The 17,640-nt window shown below is 64.2% G+C and carries 13 protein-coding genes; 4 read left to right on the forward strand and 9 right to left on the reverse strand.

The window, feature by feature from the left end; translation table 11 throughout:
• The first annotated feature begins 78 nt into the window (after positions 1 to 78).
• Positions 79 to 801: a transcriptional repressor LexA gene (gene lexA / locus OU999_06720; GenBank protein WAC24872.1), complete on the forward strand. Its 723-nt coding sequence runs from the start codon at positions 79 to 81 to the stop codon at positions 799 to 801.
• 24 nt (positions 802 to 825) lie between these two features.
• On the opposite strand, the gene OU999_06725 is transcribed toward lexA, so the two are convergent.
• The 3 genes from OU999_06725 to OU999_06735 form a co-directional block, all read right to left on the reverse strand.
• Positions 826 to 2,019 carry a DNA photolyase FAD-binding protein gene (locus OU999_06725; protein WAC24873.1) on the reverse strand — a complete coding sequence of 398 codons (1,194 nt, stop codon included), beginning with the start codon at positions 2,017 to 2,019 and terminating at the stop codon, positions 826 to 828.
• 2 nt (positions 2,020 to 2,021) lie between these two features.
• Complete coding sequence (locus OU999_06730; protein ID WAC24874.1) at positions 2,022 to 2,420, reverse strand: DUF393 domain-containing protein; 399 nt, start codon at positions 2,418 to 2,420, stop codon at positions 2,022 to 2,024.
• 389 nt (positions 2,421 to 2,809) lie between these two features.
• Positions 2,810 to 3,091: a hypothetical protein gene (locus OU999_06735; GenBank protein WAC24875.1), complete on the reverse strand. Its 282-nt coding sequence runs from the start codon at positions 3,089 to 3,091 to the stop codon at positions 2,810 to 2,812.
• 262 nt (positions 3,092 to 3,353) lie between these two features.
• Here OU999_06735 and OU999_06740 point away from each other — a divergent pair, with 262 nt between their 5' ends.
• A complete protein-coding gene (locus OU999_06740) occupies positions 3,354 to 5,552 on the forward strand; it encodes a TonB-dependent receptor (GenBank protein ID WAC24876.1) in 2,199 nt (732 codons plus the stop codon).
• Positions 5,553 to 5,611: 59 nt separating this feature from the next.
• Here the strand turns inward: OU999_06740 and OU999_06745 are convergent, their stop codons facing one another.
• Genes OU999_06745 through OU999_06755 form a run of 3 tightly spaced genes read right to left on the reverse strand, consistent with a single transcriptional unit; the run spans position 5,612 to position 9,217 of the window.
• Positions 5,612 to 7,012, reverse strand: coding sequence for a mannitol dehydrogenase family protein (locus OU999_06745; protein ID WAC24877.1), 1,401 nt, complete (start codon positions 7,010 to 7,012; stop codon positions 5,612 to 5,614).
• On the reverse strand, positions 7,009 to 8,430 hold the full coding sequence (uxaC, locus tag OU999_06750; protein WAC24878.1) for a glucuronate isomerase: 1,422 nt from the start codon (positions 8,428 to 8,430) through the stop codon (positions 7,009 to 7,011). The genes OU999_06745 and uxaC overlap by 4 nt, the downstream gene beginning before the upstream one ends.
• Position 8,431: 1 nt before the next feature.
• On the reverse strand, positions 8,432 to 9,217 hold the full coding sequence (locus OU999_06755; GenBank protein ID WAC24879.1) for a FadR/GntR family transcriptional regulator: 786 nt from the start codon (positions 9,215 to 9,217) through the stop codon (positions 8,432 to 8,434).
• Between the two features lie 348 nt (positions 9,218 to 9,565).
• On the opposite strand from OU999_06755, the gene manD reads away from it, so the two are divergent.
• Together manD and OU999_06765 are read left to right on the forward strand one after the other, a co-directional pair.
• Complete coding sequence (gene manD / locus OU999_06760; protein WAC24880.1) at positions 9,566 to 10,774, forward strand: mannonate dehydratase; 1,209 nt, start codon at positions 9,566 to 9,568, stop codon at positions 10,772 to 10,774.
• A 4-nt stretch (positions 10,775 to 10,778) separates the two neighbouring features.
• Complete coding sequence (locus tag OU999_06765) at positions 10,779 to 11,663, forward strand: sugar kinase (protein WAC24881.1); 885 nt, start codon at positions 10,779 to 10,781, stop codon at positions 11,661 to 11,663.
• Here OU999_06765 and OU999_06770 read toward each other — a convergent pair.
• From OU999_06770 to OU999_06780, 3 genes are all read right to left on the reverse strand, one after another.
• Positions 11,626 to 12,891: an MFS transporter gene (locus OU999_06770; protein WAC24882.1), complete on the reverse strand. Its 1,266-nt coding sequence runs from the start codon at positions 12,889 to 12,891 to the stop codon at positions 11,626 to 11,628. The genes OU999_06765 and OU999_06770 overlap by 38 nt on opposite strands.
• A gap of 61 nt (positions 12,892 to 12,952) precedes the next feature.
• A complete protein-coding gene (locus tag OU999_06775; protein ID WAC24883.1) occupies positions 12,953 to 14,851 on the reverse strand; it encodes a sulfatase in 1,899 nt (632 codons plus the stop codon).
• A gap of 16 nt (positions 14,852 to 14,867) precedes the next feature.
• Positions 14,868 to 17,594, reverse strand: coding sequence for a malectin domain-containing carbohydrate-binding protein (locus OU999_06780; GenBank protein WAC24884.1), 2,727 nt, complete (start codon positions 17,592 to 17,594; stop codon positions 14,868 to 14,870).
• Positions 17,595 to 17,640 lie beyond the last annotated feature (46 nt).

Genomic DNA, 17,640 nt, shown 5'->3' on the forward strand with positions numbered 1-17,640 from the left:
TGACCTGACCGCCTTTGTTTCGTAATTGTTCCTTATTCGTTCGAACGCCGGTTTCGGCGCAGATAAGGACCATCGGCGATGCTGACCCGCAAGCAACATGACCTGATCCGCTTCATCCAGGAACGCCTGGAGGAGAACGGCATCTCTCCCTCGTTCGAGGAGATGAAGGAGGCGCTCGACCTCAAGTCCAAGTCCGGCGTCCATCGGCTGGTTAGCGCGCTCGAAGAACGCGGCTTTATCCGCCGCCTGCCCAATCGTGCCCGCGCACTCGAGATTCTGAAGCTGCCCGAGGCGAGCGTGAAGCCGCGCGAGAAGGAACTGGCTGCGGCATCGGCCGCGCGAGCGAGCGCTGCAAAGAGCAATGTCGTCAGCATGGACACGGTGCGCAAGGCGGCCTTGCCCGAACCGGCCAACAACAATGTTCTCGAAATCCCTCTGCACGGCCGCATTGCGGCGGGCGCACCGATCGAAGCGTTCGAAGGCACCGAAATCCTGCCCGTTCCGGCAGCGCTGCTCGGCTCTGGCGAGCATTATGCGCTGGAAGTGTCGGGGGACTCGATGATCGAGGCAGGCATTCTCGATGGCGATTTCGCACTGATCAAGCGCACGGAATCTGCGCGCGATGGCGAAATCGTGGTGGCGCTGGTGCGCGGCGAGGAAGCGACGCTGAAATATCTGCGCCGCGAAAATGGCCGCATCCGGCTCGATCCCGCCAACGCCTCCTACGCACCGCAATATTATGCGCCGCATGAAGTGCAGGTGCAGGGCAAGCTGGCAGGCCTGCTGCGCCGCTATCATTGAGGGTGCTGGGCGGGCCTGACCGGGTCAGGTCCGCGTCAGCCCCAGTTCCTCGAGCAGCCGCCCCATATGCTGCTTGAACGGAAAGAAGCCCTTGCGCGCGTGCGGCCAGAAGCTGTCGTCCCAGTGTCGGCGCTGCTGGACAAGGTTGATCCCTTCGGCGGCCAGCACCGGGGCGATCTCCGCCAGGCGCGAGCCGACCGGACCGACTGGCGCATAGGGCGTCACGATCGTCCGGACCGACGCTGCACGCGCCGCCGCTATAAGCGCGTCGGCATCGAGCCGCCCGCCCTGCTCCACTTCTAGGCCATGCTCTGCCCTTAGTCGGCTTGCGGCATCGTCCGCCGCTATGGTCACGAAGGTGCGCGCCTTGTCGCCCCAGAGCAGCTCCGCATCCGCCACCACCAGTGCCGCGCCTGTTTCCCCTGAACGCCAAATCGCGGCATCCGGAGACAAGTCCTCGCTGGTCACAAGCAGCAAAGCACGCCCGCTCCACGCGCCGTCCCCGGCTGGCGGCAGAGGCGCGGGCGACGGCAGCGGCGGCTCGGTCAGCGGTTCGGCGATCTCGGCCAGGCCCTTGGGGGCAAAACGCCCGTCGGTGTAGCGCGCGATATTGTCGGCCGTCGCCAGATAGGTCTTGCCCGCAGTCTGCAGCCCCGCGACCCAGCGCCACGACAAGGTGTTGCTCGCCGGATCGGCATCGATCAGGTGCCGCAGGAAGAAATCCGCGCCCAGCGCCCAGGGCAGCTTGAGCGTGAAGATCCAGATGGAAGCAAACCACATGCGCGCATGATTGTGGAGCCAGCCGGTCTCGACCAGTTCGCGCGCCCAGTCGTCAAAGCCCTCGATCCCGGTGCGGCCCTGTTCCGCCGCCGCCAGCGCCGCATCGTCGCGACAGGCCTCGCGCTGTTGGTCGCGCTCGTCCAGAAACCTGTTCCAGACTCCAGGCCGCATCTCCAGCCAGCCCTTCCAATAGGTGCGCCACAGCACCTCCTGGACATATTTCTCTGCCGCCGCGAGCGAGTGCCGCTCCAGCACCGCCGCGCACACCTCCTCCTCGCTGACGAGCCGATAGCGCAGCCAGGGCGAAAGCTGCGACACCGCACTCGGCCTGCCCGGCCCGAAATCGGTATTGCGCCCCTCGGCATAGGTGCGCCCGGCCCTGGGCACGAACCCTGCCAGGCGCTCCAGACCGGCGGCGCGGCTCGGTTCGAACGCCACGCTTATGCCTCGCGCGCGCGAAACAGGTGCTGCAATTGCGGGCGCACCTTCAGGAATTGGAGGTAGAGCGCCTCCAGCAGCTTGAGGACCACGCGATTCCGCGCCAGCAGGCCGAGCGGCCGCAGCACGGGGATCGCGCGCCACATCGCGGCAAAGGCCGCCGCGCCCGAAAGCATGACGCCATTCTCGCGTGCATGGAAGCGTTCGAGCAAAGCCCTGCGGTCGATCGGGCACTGGCTGTCGGGGCCCGCCACATCGATGAACCGGATCGCGCGGCCACGGTCGAGCCTGCGCATCAGCGCGATCTCGCGCGTGCACAGCGGGCACCCGCCGTCAAACCACACTTCCAGCGTCTCGTTCGCCACATTGCCACCCTGATCGCGCCTTGCCATGAGGCGCATATAGGGTGCCGCTGCGGCTGCACCATGCCCCAGGGCGCCCGCAATCGACCCGGCGCGCACATTTCTCATGGCGCAACAAAAACCCGATCCTGATGAATGGGAAATTTTCCCAATTGTCAGCATTCGTTCATCTGCGACGTAGGGGTGAAATCAGCTATCCCTCTGTAAAACATCGATAATCGCAAACTGGCACGGCCTGTGCAGTGTATCTGGCATCTCCGGACAAACGGTCCGGACCCAAGACAAACACTCGAAAGGACAATGCCATGACCCTCTTCTCGAACGTCCAGAGCCAGATCGTTGCTGCCGCTCTCGCCATCCTGACCTCCAGCGTCTTCCTGGCTGCCAGCGTCGGCCCCGGCACGATCGTCTGATCATCCTCCCACCATTCAACCCATAATCGAAAGGACCACCATCATGAACATTCTCGCAACCGCTCTCGCAACCGTCTGCTCGGTCATCCTGATCGCCACCAGCGTCGGCCCCGGCATGATCGTCTGATCACCACCCCCTGACCTCAGCCCATTTCGAACAAGGATCAAAACCATGAACTTCGCAGCTTCCGCCCTCGCCGCCATCTCGTCGGCCATCTTCATTGCCGCCAGCGTCCTGCCCGGCGTCATCGTCTGATCGCTCTTCTCAACGGGATCAAAGCACCCATTCAACATCATTGGGCTTACCAATAGCAAAGGCCCCAACCCGATCTGGTCTGCATTCCGCCCAATTCACACCGCCCTACCGCGTGAAAACCAAGACGTTGCGTGCAACATAAACCGCAGTAATCATTCCCGATAAGTCGTATCGATTTGCATGGCCTAGCCAAATATGCAAACTGGCATGACCAATAAGCATAAGGGAGGATTTCTGATGTCCGCATCCAGGCCTTGGGCCACCTACGCATCCCGCACCGCCATTGCCCTAGCGTCCGCAGCCATGGCCTGTTCCGCAAACGCATATGCGCAGGATGCTGACGCCGAAGCCGAGGCAGGCGTCGAAGACAATGTCATCATCGTCAGTGCGCAGAAACGCGATCAGAACATCCTGGACGTTCCGGCGGCCATTTCGGCCGTGGGCCAGGATGTGCTGCAGGCCGCCCAGGTCGACCGGTTCACGGAGCTGACCGCCATTTCGCCGTCGCTGACCATCACGACCAGCGGCAACCGCAACCAGAACCCCATCTTCCTGCGTGGCATCGGGACGTTCAGCTTTTCGACCGCAGCCGAACCTGCCGTGCTGGTCATGATCGACGATGTTCCGCTGCTGTTGCCGGGACAGGCACTCAGCAACTTCGCCGACGTCGCCCGGATTGAAGTGCTGCGTGGTCCGCAGGGCACGCTGTTCGGCAAGAGCGCATCGGCCGGCGTGATCAGCATTGTCTCGCAGGCACCGGCAAACGAGTTGACCGGTTTTGTAGAGGCATCGCTCACGGATGACGAGGAATTCCGCGTCCAGGGTGTCATCTCAGGCCCAGTGGACGAGAATGGCGGCTTCCGGATCTCCAGCTTTTACAACAACTTCAACGGCTTTCTGCGCAACACCTTCACCGGCAACATGGTTGGTCAGGAAGAATCCTGGGGCTTGCGTGGCCGGTTCGACTATGAAGTCGGCAATGCCCAAATTCAGCTGACCGCTGACTATAGCGAGTTCTTTGACAATGGCGGAGACAATACCTATCGTCAGGTCACACGTACGCGCCCCGATGGCACACCTGCCAACCGCCAGCTGGACCTTACCGGGATCACGCCGGGTCCCAACAATCGCAACCTCCGGATCAACGATGAGGCAGTGAACGATTCCAAGCAGTTGCTGCTCTCCAGCCGCTTCAGCCTTGATCTGGACTTTGCAACCCTGACCTCCATTACCAGCTATCAAACCTGGGAATATGAGGCGGAAAATGATCAGGATCTTCAGCCGATCCGCGACAGCTTCCAGACTACGGTGTATGACACCCGCACCGTCACCCAGGAGCTTCGGCTGACCTCACCTACCGATGGCGACTTCGATTACATTTTAGGTGTCTATATTGCGGATGGAGATACGGACAGGAGCTTTGTCCGCATCGCGCCGAACAACCCGCCGCTCCGCCAGAACTGGGATTCAAACGCTTCGGTTCGCAACTATGCTGCCTTCGCACAGCTGGGATATGATCTGACGCCCAAGACTCTGGTCTCCTTGGGCGCACGCCTCAACTACGAAAAGATCGACGTCTTCTTCCAGGATAACCGAACGGCGGTACCAGGCATCTTCCGGGGATCGGATTCGGACACGGCTTTCACCGGAAAGCTCTCGCTCCAGCACTTTTTTGACAGCGGCATCATGGCCTTTGCCTCGGTCGCCACTGGCTATAAGGGGCAGGCCTATGACATTTCGTCAGGCTTCAACCAGCGACGCGCCGACAACCCGATCCGGTCGGAAAGCAGCTTGGCCTATGAAATCGGCCTCAAGGGCGATGCACTTGACGGCATGGCTCAGTTCCAGCTGGTCGGGTTTTGGGTCGATTATGACAATTTCCAGGCGCAGGGCATCAACAGCGAGCTGATCGCTCCGCAATTCGAACTGCTCAATGTCGGCAAGCTACGGACGCGCGGTATTGAGCTTGAAACCTCGATAAGGCCAACCGATGGGCTGACCGTTTTTGCTTCGGGTGCTTATGTCGATGCGCAAATTACCGAATTTGCCAACGCGCAATGCTATTTCGGCCAGACGGCGGCGCAGGGATGCGTCCGGAACGCGACGACCGGGCTATCTTCGCAGGATCTGGCCGGGAAGCAGCTCAACAACTCACCCGACTTCAAGTTCAACATCGGCCTGATCTACGAAAAGCCGATCTTCTCGGACGTCGAATTGGTCATCAATGGCAACTATACATGGCAGAGCGGCGTCAACTTCGACATTTTGAACAATCCGCGCACGACCCAGCCCGCCTACGGTCTGGCCAATGCCTCGATCGGTTTGCAGGGCGATGACAAGAACTGGCAGGTCAGCCTGTTCGTCAACAACCTGTTCGATCAGGATTATGTCACCCAGATTATCGACGACACATCGACCCGCGTCGATCCGTTCATCCTGCTGCAGCAGATTCCGCGCAACGCCAACCGCTTCTTCGGTGTCCGCGCCCGCTTCGGTTTCTGAGCCATCACGCAAGAAAGGGCCGCCAGCCTGGGAACGGTTGGCGGCCTTTTTCTTTCGGTTCAGAGAAGCAGTTCGCTGATCTGGCCGCGACTGGCCTTGTCGGCAGTCCAGGTGGCCCCGAACATGCCCTGCGCGCCGAACAGCGCCTCGACGATTCCCGCCGCGCCATGCACCTTCCAAAGCTCAGCCAGCCTGGCGGCTTCGGGATCATCCACCGGACGCAGATCGCCGCGCACATGGCGGCACCAGGCGGCGAGTGCCGTGAGCGTGGCAGGACTCGCCCGTCCTGCTGCCTGGTTGATTGCCAGCGGCTCCAGCCAGCGCTGCGGGATCTTCTGCGATCCGTCCATCGCGATCTGCATCAGGCGGTGCTGCAGCGCGCTGTTGGCGAACCGCTCAAGCAGCATATCGGCATAAGCGGCGGTATCGATGCCGCTGTCAGGGTCCAGTGTGGCCGCCGCTTCCTCGCGCATGATCGTCTCGATCAAAGGGCGGATGGCCGGATCGGCGACCGCCTCGTGCACGAAGTCATGGCGCGCATCGAGCCCGAGATAGGCCAGCGCCGAATGCGCGCCGTTGAGCATGCGCAGCTTCGCCGCCTCATAGGGGCGGACATCGCCGACCAGCTGTGCGCCCACTACGTCCCAGCGCGGACGGGGCCCGGCAAAGTCATTCTCGATCACCCATTGGCAGAAGCGTTCGGTGATGATCGCGCCTTCATCCGCCAGGCCGATCTGCTCTGCCACCCAGGCGCGATCATCAGCCGTCATCGCCGGAACGATGCGGTCGACCATCGTGCCGGGGCAGCGGCAATGCCGGGCGAACCAGTCGGCCAACGCCGGGTCGACCGCCTGAAGGTAGCTTTGCACCAGGCCGTTCAACTGGCGGCCGTTATCCGCCAGATTGTCGCAGCTGAGCAGCGTGATGCCGGTCAAGCCTGATGCCTGACGCTGCGCCAGGCCGGCGGCGAGAAAGCCATAGATCGTGCGCGGTGCGCCCTGCCCGGCCATGTCGGCTGCGATCGCCGGATTGTCGGTATCGAGCGTCCCGTCGGCGCGGCGGACATAGCCCTTTTCGGTCACGGTGAAGCTGACGATATGCGTGTCAGGGCTGGCGATCGCGGCGATGACCTCGCCCGGCGCATCGGGTGCCACGATCACCCTGGCGACCGCACCGATCGACCGCATGGCAAACGCATCGGACGTCCGTTCGACCAGCGTGTACAGACCATCTTGCGGGTTCAATTGCTGCGCAACATCGGGCGAGCGCAGCGACACGCCGATGATCCGCCAATCGCGGTCACCGGCCGCCATCGCATCATCGGTATAGACCGCCTGGTGCGCACGGTGGAACGCGCCAATGCCGAAATGCACGATGCCGCACGCCTGCGCTGCCGGGTCGTATCCCGGGCGCTCGACACTGGCGGAGAGCTGCGCAGCCGTCTCGTGGTTCAGCCTCAAAGCTTGTACGCCTTTTTCGCGAGGTTGTAGCTGAGCTCCTGCGCCAGCTCTGCCGCTTCCCATTCCTCGATCCGGTGTTCCGCGACAAGCTGCGCCAGAAAGCCGCAATCGATCCGCCGCGCGACATCGTGCCGCGCCGGGATGGAGAGGAAAGCGCGGGTATCGTCGTTGAAGCCCACGGTGTTGTAGAAGCCCGCCGTCTCGGTCATCGCGTGGCGGAAGCGGCGCATGCCTTCGGGACTGTCGTGGAACCACCAGGCCGGACCCAGCTTCAGCGCGGGATAATGGCCCGCCAGCGGTGCCAGTTCGCGCGCATAGACCGATTCGTCGAGCGTAAACAGAATGATGGTGAGGTCCGGATTATTGCCATGCCGCGCCAGAAGCGGGCGCAGCGCGGTCACATAATCGGTGCGGCTGGGCATGTCCGCGCCCTTGTCGCGTCCGAAGCGCGCGAACACTGCCGGGTTGTGGTTGCGGAAGGCCCCGGGGTGAATCTGCATCACCAGCCCGTCCTCGGCGCTCATCGTCGCCATCTCGGTCAGCATCTGCGCGCGGAACAGTTCGGCGTCCTGCGGCGAGACATCGGCGCGCATCACGCGCGCGAACAGCGCTTCGGCTTCATCGCGTGACAGGTCCGCCGTCTGCGCGGTCGGGTGGCCATGGTCGGTCGATGTCGCGCCATGCTGCGCAAAAAACGCACGGCGTTTGCGATGCGCTGCAAGATAGCCGGACCAGCTGAACACGTCCTCGCCGGTCAGCTCGCCGAACCGGGCGAGATTGCCGAGAAAGCCCTCGAACTCGGGATCGATCACCGGATCGGGGCGATAGGCGGTGAGCACCCTGCCCTGCCAGCCGCTCGCCGCAATCGCCTGATGATGTTCCAGCGTATCGAGCGGCGATTCGGTGGTGGTGATCACCTCGATGCCGAACCGGTCGAACAGCGCGCGCGGGCGGAATGCGGGCGTCGCCAGCTGCGCGGTGATATGGTCGTAATAATGGTCCGCCGTTGCCGCATCGAGCTGCACGTCGATGCCAAAGGCTTCCGCGAACACCCAGTCGAGCCACATGCGCGAAGGCGTGCCACGGAACAGATGGTAGTTGCTGGCCAGGATGCGCCATGCCTCGCGCGGATCGACCGCCGGAGCGGCAGCGCCAGACACCGGTGTCAGCCCAAGAGATTCGAGCGAAATTCCCTGGCTGTACAGCATGCGGAAGACATAATGGTCGGGCTGCAACAGCAGCGCGGTCGCATTTTCGAACGGCGCATCGCTGGCGAACCATTCCGGGTCGGTATGGCCGTGCGGGCTGATGATCGGGAGTGTCGCGACCTGATCGTACAGCCGGCGCGTGATCGCGCGGACATCGCTGTCGACGGGGAAGAGACGGTCGGGGTGAAGCAGAAGCGGTCGGGTCGTCATGTCAGAGTTGCGCTGCCCTTGCATAGCGTTCGCGGGTGGAGGCGACATTGCGCCGGGCGGCTTCAATAGCCTCTTCTTCGGTGGCGAACAGCAAATGATTGATCACCGAAGACATATGGTTGCGCATCGCCGCGCGCGCTGCGGAAGGATCGCGCGCACGCAGGGCATCGAGAACAGCCTTGTGCTCTTCCACCACTGGCTGGACATTGGCGGTGCGCGCCTTTTCGAGCAGCAAAGCACAGTTGGGCGAGGCCGAGCGCAGCCGCCACATCTCTTCCACCTGGCTGCGGATCACGGCGTTGCGCGTGGCGGTGGCGATCAGCATGTGAAAGGCGTGGTCGGCATGGGTGCTGCCGCCCGACAGGCGATTTTCATGTTCGATTTCGTTGACCAGCCGCTCGAGCTCGTCGAGCTCTTCCGCGCGGATATGCACTGCGGCCAGCGCTGCAGCCTCACCCTCGATCAGCAACCGCGCTTCCATCAGCTCGAACGCGGTGACGGTAAAGCCCGGCGCATCGGCCTCACCCGGTAGCGCGCGCACATAGGCGCCCGATCCGATGCGCACCTCGATAAAGCCCTGCACTTCCAGCGCGATCATCGCCTCGCGCACGGCGGGGCGAGAGACATTATACTGGATCGAAAGCTCGCGCTCTGCCGGCAGGCGGTCGCCGATCGCATAGCGTCCCGCCGCAAGATCGGAAAACAGGTCACGCGCCAGCTTCTGGTAAAGCCGCTCGGTCGGCAGGGCATTGTCGGGTGCGGATGCGCTTTTCTTCTGTCGCGCCATGCGATGTTGCTCCTGATCGAAAGGCCTGACCAATTGGGGGCGTAGCGGCCTTATGGACTCTTGCCACAGCGCAGGCGGGATGGACAAGGCCAAAAGCGCCTCGCGCTTGTCATCGCTTACCCGCCTTGCAAGCCGGATAGCGTTTGCGCTGCGCGATGACCTGGCTTGCCCAGCACGGTCCACCCGCGAGGACAGCTCGCTCCGGCTGGGCACGGCCCGGTTGGCCCACGCCTCTAGAGCCCGCGTTCCATTTCGGCGAAATAGGTATTACCAATTTTATTGTATTTGGTGCAGCAGGCGTTATCACTGGTGCACCAGATGACATTCAGGAGAGGGGAAGCGTATCTCATGAAGATACAATCGGCCAAGGTGATCGTGACGTGTCCCGGGCGCAATTTTGTAACGCTCAAGATCGAGACCGATCAGGGCGTCCATGGCATCGGCGACGCAACGCTGAATGGCCGCGAGCTTTCTGTCGTCTCCTATCTGGAAGACCATGTGATCCCCTGCCTGATCGGCATGGATCCGCAGCGGATCGAGGATATCTGGCAATATCTCTATCGCGGTGCCTATTGGCGGCGCGGCCCGGTGACGATGCGCGCGATCGCTGCGGTCGACATGGCGTTGTGGGACATCAAGGCCAAGATGGCGGGCATGCCGCTCTACCAGCTTCTGGGCGGGCGCAGCCGCGATGGCGTGATGGTCTATGGCCATGCCAATGGCAGCGACATTGCCGAAACGGTCGAGGCCGTGGGCCATTATATCGACATGGGATACAAGGCGATCCGCGCGCAGACCGGCGTTCCCGGCATCAAGGACGCCTATGGGGTCGGGCGCGGCAAGCTTTACTATGAACCCGCAGACGCCAGCCTGCCCTCGGTCACCGGATGGGATACGCGCAAGGCGCTGAACTATGTGCCCAGGCTGTTCGAGGAACTGCGCAAGACCTATGGTTTCGACCATCATCTGCTGCACGATGGCCATCACCGCTACACCCCGCAGGAAGCAGCGAATCTGGGCAAGATGCTGGAGCCCTATCAGCTGTTCTGGCTGGAGGATTGCACGCCTGCCGAAAACCAGGAAGCCTTCAAGCTGGTGCGCCAGCACACGGTGACCCCGCTCGCGGTAGGCGAAATCTTCAACACCATCTGGGACTGCAAGGACCTGATCCAGAACCAGCTGATCGACTATATCCGCGCGACCGTGGTCGGTGCGGGCGGACTGACGCATCTGCGCCGCATTGCCGATCTCGCGAGCCTGTATCAGGTGCGCACCGGCTGCCACGGCGCGACCGACCTGTCGCCCGTCACCATGGGCTGCGCGCTGCATTTCGATACCTGGGTGCCCAATTTCGGCATTCAGGAATATATGCGCCACACCGAAGAGACCGACGCGGTCTTCCCGCATGATTACCGCTTCGACGCAGCGATGATGTATTGCGGCGAAACGCCCGGCCATGGCGTCGATATCGACGAGGCGCTGGCGGCGAAATACCCCTATAAGCCGGCCTATCTGCCGGTCGCGCGGCTCGAAGACGGGACGATGTGGAACTGGTGAGCGCATGCGCATCGTCCTGATCGGCGAGGCCATGCTGGAGCTGAGCCGGCGTGGCGAGGCGTGGCGGCTTGGCCATGGCGGAGACACGCTCAACACCGCGCTGCATCTGGCGCGGGCGGGGCATGATGTCGCGTACATGACCGCGCTGGGCAGCGATCCGTTCAGCGCCGATCTCGTCAAGGCGTGGCGCGGCGAAGGGCTGGATACCGGCCTGGTGCTGCGCCATCCCGACCGCGCGACCGGGCTCTATGCGATCAGCACCGACCCGCATGGCGAGCGCAGCTTTGCCTATTGGCGCGACACCAGCGCCGCACGTGCAATGTTCACGCTGCCCGGCGCAGAGCGCGCGCTCGAACAGGCGGCGCAGGCGGACATGATCGCGTTTTCGCTGATCACCCTAGCGGTCCTGCCGCGCGAGGGCCGCGAGGCGCTCCATGCGCTGGCCCGTTCGGTTCGGCAGCGCGGCGGCCAAGTGGCGTTCGACGGCAATTACCGCCCCCGGCTCTGGTCCGATCCCGGCGAGGCACGGGCAGAGCGCGACCACGCGATTGCGCTGGCGACAATCGGCCTGCCGACGCTCGACGACGAGCGCCTGCTGTCAGGCGAAGCCGAGGCGGCTCAGGTCGCCGCGCACTGGCAGCGGCTCGGCTGCGGCGAGACCGTGGTGAAGCTGGGCGAACAGGGTTGCCGTCTTGGCGATGGCACGATCATCCCGCCGCCTCAGGTGCTGCAGCCGGTGGATACCAGCGGCGCAGGCGATGCCTTCAATGCCGGCTATCTGGGCGCGAGGATCAGCGGAGCGCTCCCGTTGGACGCGGCCCGGGCCGGGCACGCGCTCGCCGGCTGGACGGTCATGCGGCCTGGCGCGATCCCCGACCGGGATCCCTGAGCAGGCCCCACAGCACGATCGCTGCCATCAGGTCCAGCCCGGCCAGCGCGACGAACAGCGGGTTGTAGCCGAACGTATCCGCGCTCTGCCCGATCAGCAGCGTGAACAGCATGCCGCCGATCCAGGCCGACGTGCCCGCCATGCCGCTTGCCGTGCCCACCGTCTTCTTGTCGAACACATCGGCGCACAGCGTGATCAGCGCGCCGTTGAGCATCTGGTGCGCAAAACCGCCGACACAGAACAGCGCGATCGCCATGCCGGGCGATGTCGCCAGCCCAATGCATGCCGGGCCGACCATGCACAGCGCGCCGATGGTCATCGTGATCTTGCGGCTGGCGAGCAGCCCTGCCCCGCGCTTCATCAACCAGCCGGGCAGCAGGCCGGCGGCAAGACTGCCGAAATCCGCCGCCAGAAACGGCAGCCAGGCCCAGAGCGCTATCGCCTTCAGGTCGAGATTCCACGCCGATACCAGGTAGAGCGGGATGAAGAAGTTAAACGTCTGCCACGCCGGTTCGGACAGGAAGCGCGGCGTCGCGATCGCCCAGAACGACCGGCTGCGCAGCACGTCGCGCTTGGTCGCGGGCTTCGCGCCGACATCGTCGGCCCGCCCCGCCTCGATCAGGTCACGCTCGGCCTGCGACAGCCTGGGATGGTCGGCAGGGTCGCGATAGCCGAACCACCATAGCCCAGCCCAGACCAGGCTGAGCACGCCGGTGACGATGAACGCTGCCTCCCAGTTCCAGGCGAGGATGCAGAAGGCGACCAGCGGCGGCGCGATCATGTTGCCGACGCTGGTGCCCATCTGGAACAGGCTGGTCGCCAGCGACCGTTCGCGCGGCGGAAACCAGGTCGCCACCGTCTTGGCCCCGGCAGGGATCGCCGCTGCCTCGGTCGCGCCCAACAAGGTGCGGAAAAAGGCCAGGCTCTGCCAGCCGGTCGCCAGCGCATGCGCCATATTGGCAAAGGCCCAGCCGATCGCGAACAGGAAGAACCCCAGCCGCGTGCCCAGCGCATCCAGCACCGTGCCCGCCACCGTCTGCATCACCGTATAGCTGGCCTGAAAAGCCAGCACGACCCAGCTATACTGCTCGGTCGACATGGCAAATTCGCTCTTCAGCGTCGGCGCCGCGACCGACAGCGTCGAGCGCGCAAGGTAGTTCAGGATCGTACCCACGGTGACGAGCCCGATAATCCACCAGCGCAAGCGTCCGACACGAACTGGGCTCATCCGATCATGCTTTCATGAAAAAGCGGCCGGGCACCGGGCCCGGCCAAGGGGAGTAAAACTGTCAGGCCGCGCCTGCCGGAGCCCCGGCGGCGCGAGGCCGCCCGGTCGGCATGGCGGGGCGGAATTTTCCTTCGAGCACTGCAACGAGATAGCGCGCGGCGCGGATGACATAGTCATTCTCGTCATCGACAATCGCCTTGATCGCGGGCAGCACCGGACGCGCGCGCTCATCGAGCGCATCGAGCGCGTTCAGCGCCATCAGCCGCTCGGGGATCGGCCTGCCGGGGGCAATCGCCTGCTCCAGCACCGGCAGAGCGGTGGCAGCATCGCCGATAGCAGCCAGCGCTTCGGCAGCGGCGATGCGCACCGCTTCCGATTTCTCGCGCGCGACGGCCTCGGCCAGTGCGCCCCTGGCGGGCAGCGCTGCCTCGCCGAGGATGACGAGCCCGGTTGCCGCCCAGTAGCGGATCACGGCTTGCCTGTGCGCCAGAAGTGCCGCTAATCGCCGAACGTTGGAGGCCTCGCAGCGGGCGGCCATCGACGCCACCGTCATGATCCGGCGGAGCGGATAAGCGGCATCGCTGCGGGTCGCGGCAAAGCCCTCGCCCGGCTCGCCTTCCGGAATGAAGCCGTTGTCGCGGATCGCCAGCATATGCGCATCGAGCGCCTTGCGGAACCGCGCGAGCGTCGCTGCCTGCCCGGCATCCCCTGCAAGATTGGTCAACTGAAACGGATCGGCCCGAAGGTCGTAGAGTTCCTCATAAGGCTTTCGCCCGAAGAAGCGCGACTGCGCCGGCGTCAGCGTTCCCGCGATCCGCGCCTCGTCCCACGACTGATAGCCCTTGGCGATCCATTCGAACGACGAATAGACGCCCCAGGGCCGGTGCGGCATGTAGTTGCGGATATAGCGAAAGCGCCCGTCGCAGGCCGTGCGCACCAGATCATAGCGCTCGTCCATGCGATCGCGCATGCCAAAAGCGAGCCCTGTGCGCTTGCCGGTCTCGCTGCCGAGAAACGCGGTACCGTGCATCTGCGCGGGTCTGGGCACCCCTGCCAGCGACAGCAATGTGGGGGCCAGATCGACCAGGCTCACCGGCTCGCCGACCTCGCTTCCCATCGGCATCGGGCACAAATGTTGCCATTTGGGTGGCACATGCACGATCAGCGCGACGCGCAGGCCTTCCTCATAGCAATAGCGCTTGCTGCGCGGCAGCACCCCGCCATGATCGGAATAATAGAAGATGATCGTGTCCTCGGAGAGGCCGTCCGCCTCCAGTTCCTTCACCCGCGCGCCGATCTCGCCATCCATGCGCGCGATCAGGTTGTAATAGCTGGCAAAATCGGTCCGCATCGCCGGAGTGTCGGGCAGATAGGGCGGAATGCGCACCTGGTCGGGCGTCACCGGACCCTCGACGGGCTTCGGCCCGAACAACCGCGATTCATGCGTCGTCATGTGGTTGAACACCGCCATGAACGGTGCGCCTTCGGGCCGACCCCGCCAATGCGCGCTGGCGCTGGATTCGTTCCAGATCCGCTCGGGCTCGACATTGCAATTGTAATCGGTCTTGTCGTTGTTGGTGCAGTAATAGCCCAGGCTGCGCAGATATTCAGGGTAGGTGCGCATCACCATCGGCAGGTTCGCCATCGCGCGCATGTGCTGGGCGGGTGCGTTGCTCTCCGGATGGCAGCCGGTCAGGATGCCGAAGCGCGATGGCGCGCAGACTGGGGCGTTGGCATAGGCATGGGTATAAAGAATGCCCTTCGCGGCAAGGGCATCGATATTGGGTGTGTGCGCGATCGGATCGCCGTAACAGCCGAGAAACGGACTGTGATCCTCGCTCACCAGCCAGAGGATGTTGGGCAGCGCACGGCCCCCATCTTTGGCGCGGATGACCGTCGGAGCAGACGCGACCGCACCACTCGCCGCCAGCGCCTTGATCAGGCTGCGCCTCGAAACCATCGCGCCGCTCCGCCTGTCAGCGCGCCGGGCTGACGGAAATGGCGGAAACCACCGCGCCGCCCTCGCCCCCGCTGAAATCGAGCTTGAGCGCGCCGCCGGTCGACGGCACGTCGAAGCTGCGCGTCACCGCTTTCAGCGATCCGCCTGCCGCCTTGGCCGGGTTGAAACCGGTCAGCACCGGCTTGCCATTGGCGAGCACGGTGATGCTGCGCGTGGCGGCCTTGGCGGCGTCGGCTTGCGGCTCGAACATGTGCAGCGTCACCGTCCAGCGGCCATCGGGCAGCGGCAGGCCGTAGCCGAAACTGCCCTGGCGATAGGAGGCATAAAGCTCCGGATCGCTCGTCCCGGTGACGTTGCTGGGCGCAACCTTGCTGCGCCCGGCCATGCGCAGCTCGGACGCGCTGCCGCCGGTGAAGAAATTGTCCGATCCGAAACGCAGCCCGGTGGAGGTGGTGATGCCGGTCAGATGGCCCGCGCGCACATGCATCCCGTTCGCCGCATCGGGCGCGGTCCATTGCAGCGCGTCGGTGAGCGTCTTGCCCCCCTGCTGCGCGGTGGCGGTCACCGTGTTGTCGCCTGGCTGCAGCCGCACGCCGGGCCACACGCAGATGCGATCGGAACAGGCAACGGTGCCGACCGCCCGGCCATTGACCGACAGGCTTGCCGAAGCCGCGTTGCTATAGGCGCGCACATCGACCACCGGATAGGCGCGGTCGACATAGCGACGGCCGGTCAGATGCAGCACCGGCTGGTCGGACCATTGCGCCTTGTAGAAATAGAAGGCGTCCTTGCGGGTCTTGCGGTCATAGCTGACCAGCCCCTTGTCGTTGAGGTCATAGGCCTCGCCTTCCTCGCGGCTGGTCGAGGCGAAATCGAACATGTTCCAGATCCAGCTGGCAGACAGGAACCCGGCCTTGTTGAGCGCCTTCCAGTTTTCCTCGTGCACCCAGGCCTGGAATTCCTCGGGATGCGGACGGCCATTGGCATTGACCGGGCCGCCCTGCGGATTGTCGCTATGCTGGCTGAACGCGCCGCCCGCGCCATATTCGGTGACGGTCAAGGCGCGGCCCGGATAGCGGGCGCGCACCATGGCCAGCATGCGTGTCAGGTCGTCGGGCTGGCCGTAATACCAGCCGAAATAGCGGTTGAGCCCGATCACATCGGTGACATCGTTGAGCACCTGCGCGCCCGGACGCGCCAGCGGGGACGGCGTGCCCTCGCAGCAATCGGCATAGAGCGTCGGGCGGCTGGGATCTTCGCGCTTCGCGAGCGCGTTGAGCTCGACCAGCATGTCGCGCGACTTGGCAGGCGCACCCTTGCCGCCTTTCTGCAGCGCCATGATCGCCGCGCCGATATCGATCTCGTTGCCCACCGACCACAGCATGATCGAGGGATGGTTGTAATTCTGCCGGATCAGCTCGAGCAGTTGCTGGCGCGCATTGTCGACTAGGTCTGGCGCGGGCAGCGACTCATCAAAGGCAGACTGGTGGACGAAGGGCAGCTCCGCCTTCACCACCATGCCGTTGCGGTCGGCCAGATCGCTCCATTCCTGTGCGTGCTGGTAATGCGCGTGGCGGATGGTGTTGACGCCCATTTCGGCCATGATCGCCATATCGGTGGCATGGTCTTGCGCGCTCAAGGCCCAACCCTTGCCCTGCCAGTCCTGATGCCGTGACGCGCCGTGCAGGCGCATCGGCTTGCCGTTGAGGATGAAGCCCTTGTCGGCATCCCAGGCAAAGCTGCGCACGCCGAGCGGTTCGGTGACGCTGTCGATCACGCGCTTGCCGTCGCGCAGCTCGACCGTCACCGAATAGAGATAGGGGTCGCTGCGCCCCTGCCACAGCCGCGGGTTGGCGAGGCTCAGCGGCGTCGTCAGCGCGCTCGCCTGCCCCGCTGCGAGGCGCACCGGCATGGTCGCGGTCGCCACCGTCCGGCCATCGGCATCGGCGATGCGGGTAGTGACCCCCAGCTTGCGCGCCTTGCGTCCCGAATTGCGCAACCGCGCAAGCACCGCAATGTCAGCCTTGGCCTCGCTGACCTGCGGCGTCGAAACATAAATCCCCGGGCCGCCATGATCGAGCAGGTCGATCGATGCCTCATCCGCGACGATCAGCGACACACCGCGATACAGGCCGCCATGGATGAAGAAATCGCCGCCCAGGGGGATGACATGCTGGGTGCTGCTACCCGGCCCAGGCTTGCTGTTGTCCGCGCGGACGACAATCAGATTGGCCTGACCGGATGTCACCTGATCCGTGACATCGAAGCGGAAGCGGGAAAAGGCCCCCTTGTGCGCGCCGACATGCTGGCCGTTGACCCACAGATCGGCAACCGCGCCGACGCCATCGAACTGCAGGATCGCCCGCTTGCCCTTTGGCAGCACCGGCGCATCCATGCGCAGCCGGTACCAGCCGATGCCCTGGCGCACGTCCGATCCATCGGCGCGCTCGGGCGCGTAATTTCCCATGCGATTCCAGCTATGGGGCAGCTTTACCTGCTCCCAGCCGCTGTCATCAAAAGCCGCGCCGGTGACATCGGCAGGCGCATCGCCGAAGCGGAAGCGCCAGCCATCATGAAGTTGGGTTACCTGCCGCGAACCCGCAGCGGTCGTCGCGCCGGGCACCGCCTGTGCATCATCGGACCGGGCCTGAACCGGGACCGCCAGCGATGCCGTTGCCAGCCCCAAAGCGACTGCAGCACCCCAACGCAGCGCGCGCGACCGCGCCCCCACTCCCTGATCCATAGCACCACTCCCAGATTATTGGTCTGACCAGATACGATTGAACATC

Origin of the sequence: Blastomonas sp. SL216, assembly GCA_026625625.1 — a bacterium.
Classification (GTDB): Bacteria; Pseudomonadota; Alphaproteobacteria; order Sphingomonadales; family Sphingomonadaceae; genus Blastomonas.

Bases quoted from the DNA above. Each gene is read 5' to 3' on its own strand.
- lexA (WAC24872.1), top strand. From the start codon at position 79: ATGCTGACCCGCAAGCAACATGACCTGATCCGCTTCATCCAGGAACGC.
- OU999_06730 (WAC24874.1), bottom strand. From the start codon at position 2,420: ATGCGCCTCATGGCAAGGCGCGATCAGGGTGGCAATGTGGCGAACGAG.
- OU999_06735 (WAC24875.1), bottom strand. From the start codon at position 3,091: ATGATGTTGAATGGGTGCTTTGATCCCGTTGAGAAGAGCGATCAGACG.
- OU999_06740 (WAC24876.1), top strand. From the start codon at position 3,354: ATGGCCTGTTCCGCAAACGCATATGCGCAGGATGCTGACGCCGAAGCC.
- uxaC (WAC24878.1), bottom strand. From the start codon at position 8,430: ATGACGACCCGACCGCTTCTGCTTCACCCCGACCGTCTCTTCCCCGTC.
- OU999_06755 (WAC24879.1), bottom strand. From the start codon at position 9,217: ATGGCGCGACAGAAGAAAAGCGCATCCGCACCCGACAATGCCCTGCCG.
- manD (WAC24880.1), top strand. From the start codon at position 9,566: ATGAAGATACAATCGGCCAAGGTGATCGTGACGTGTCCCGGGCGCAAT.
- OU999_06765 (WAC24881.1), top strand. From the start codon at position 10,779: ATGCGCATCGTCCTGATCGGCGAGGCCATGCTGGAGCTGAGCCGGCGT.
- OU999_06770 (WAC24882.1), bottom strand. From the start codon at position 12,891: ATGAGCCCAGTTCGTGTCGGACGCTTGCGCTGGTGGATTATCGGGCTC.
- OU999_06775 (WAC24883.1), bottom strand. From the start codon at position 14,851: ATGGTTTCGAGGCGCAGCCTGATCAAGGCGCTGGCGGCGAGTGGTGCG.
- OU999_06780 (WAC24884.1), bottom strand. From the start codon at position 17,594: ATGGATCAGGGAGTGGGGGCGCGGTCGCGCGCGCTGCGTTGGGGTGCT.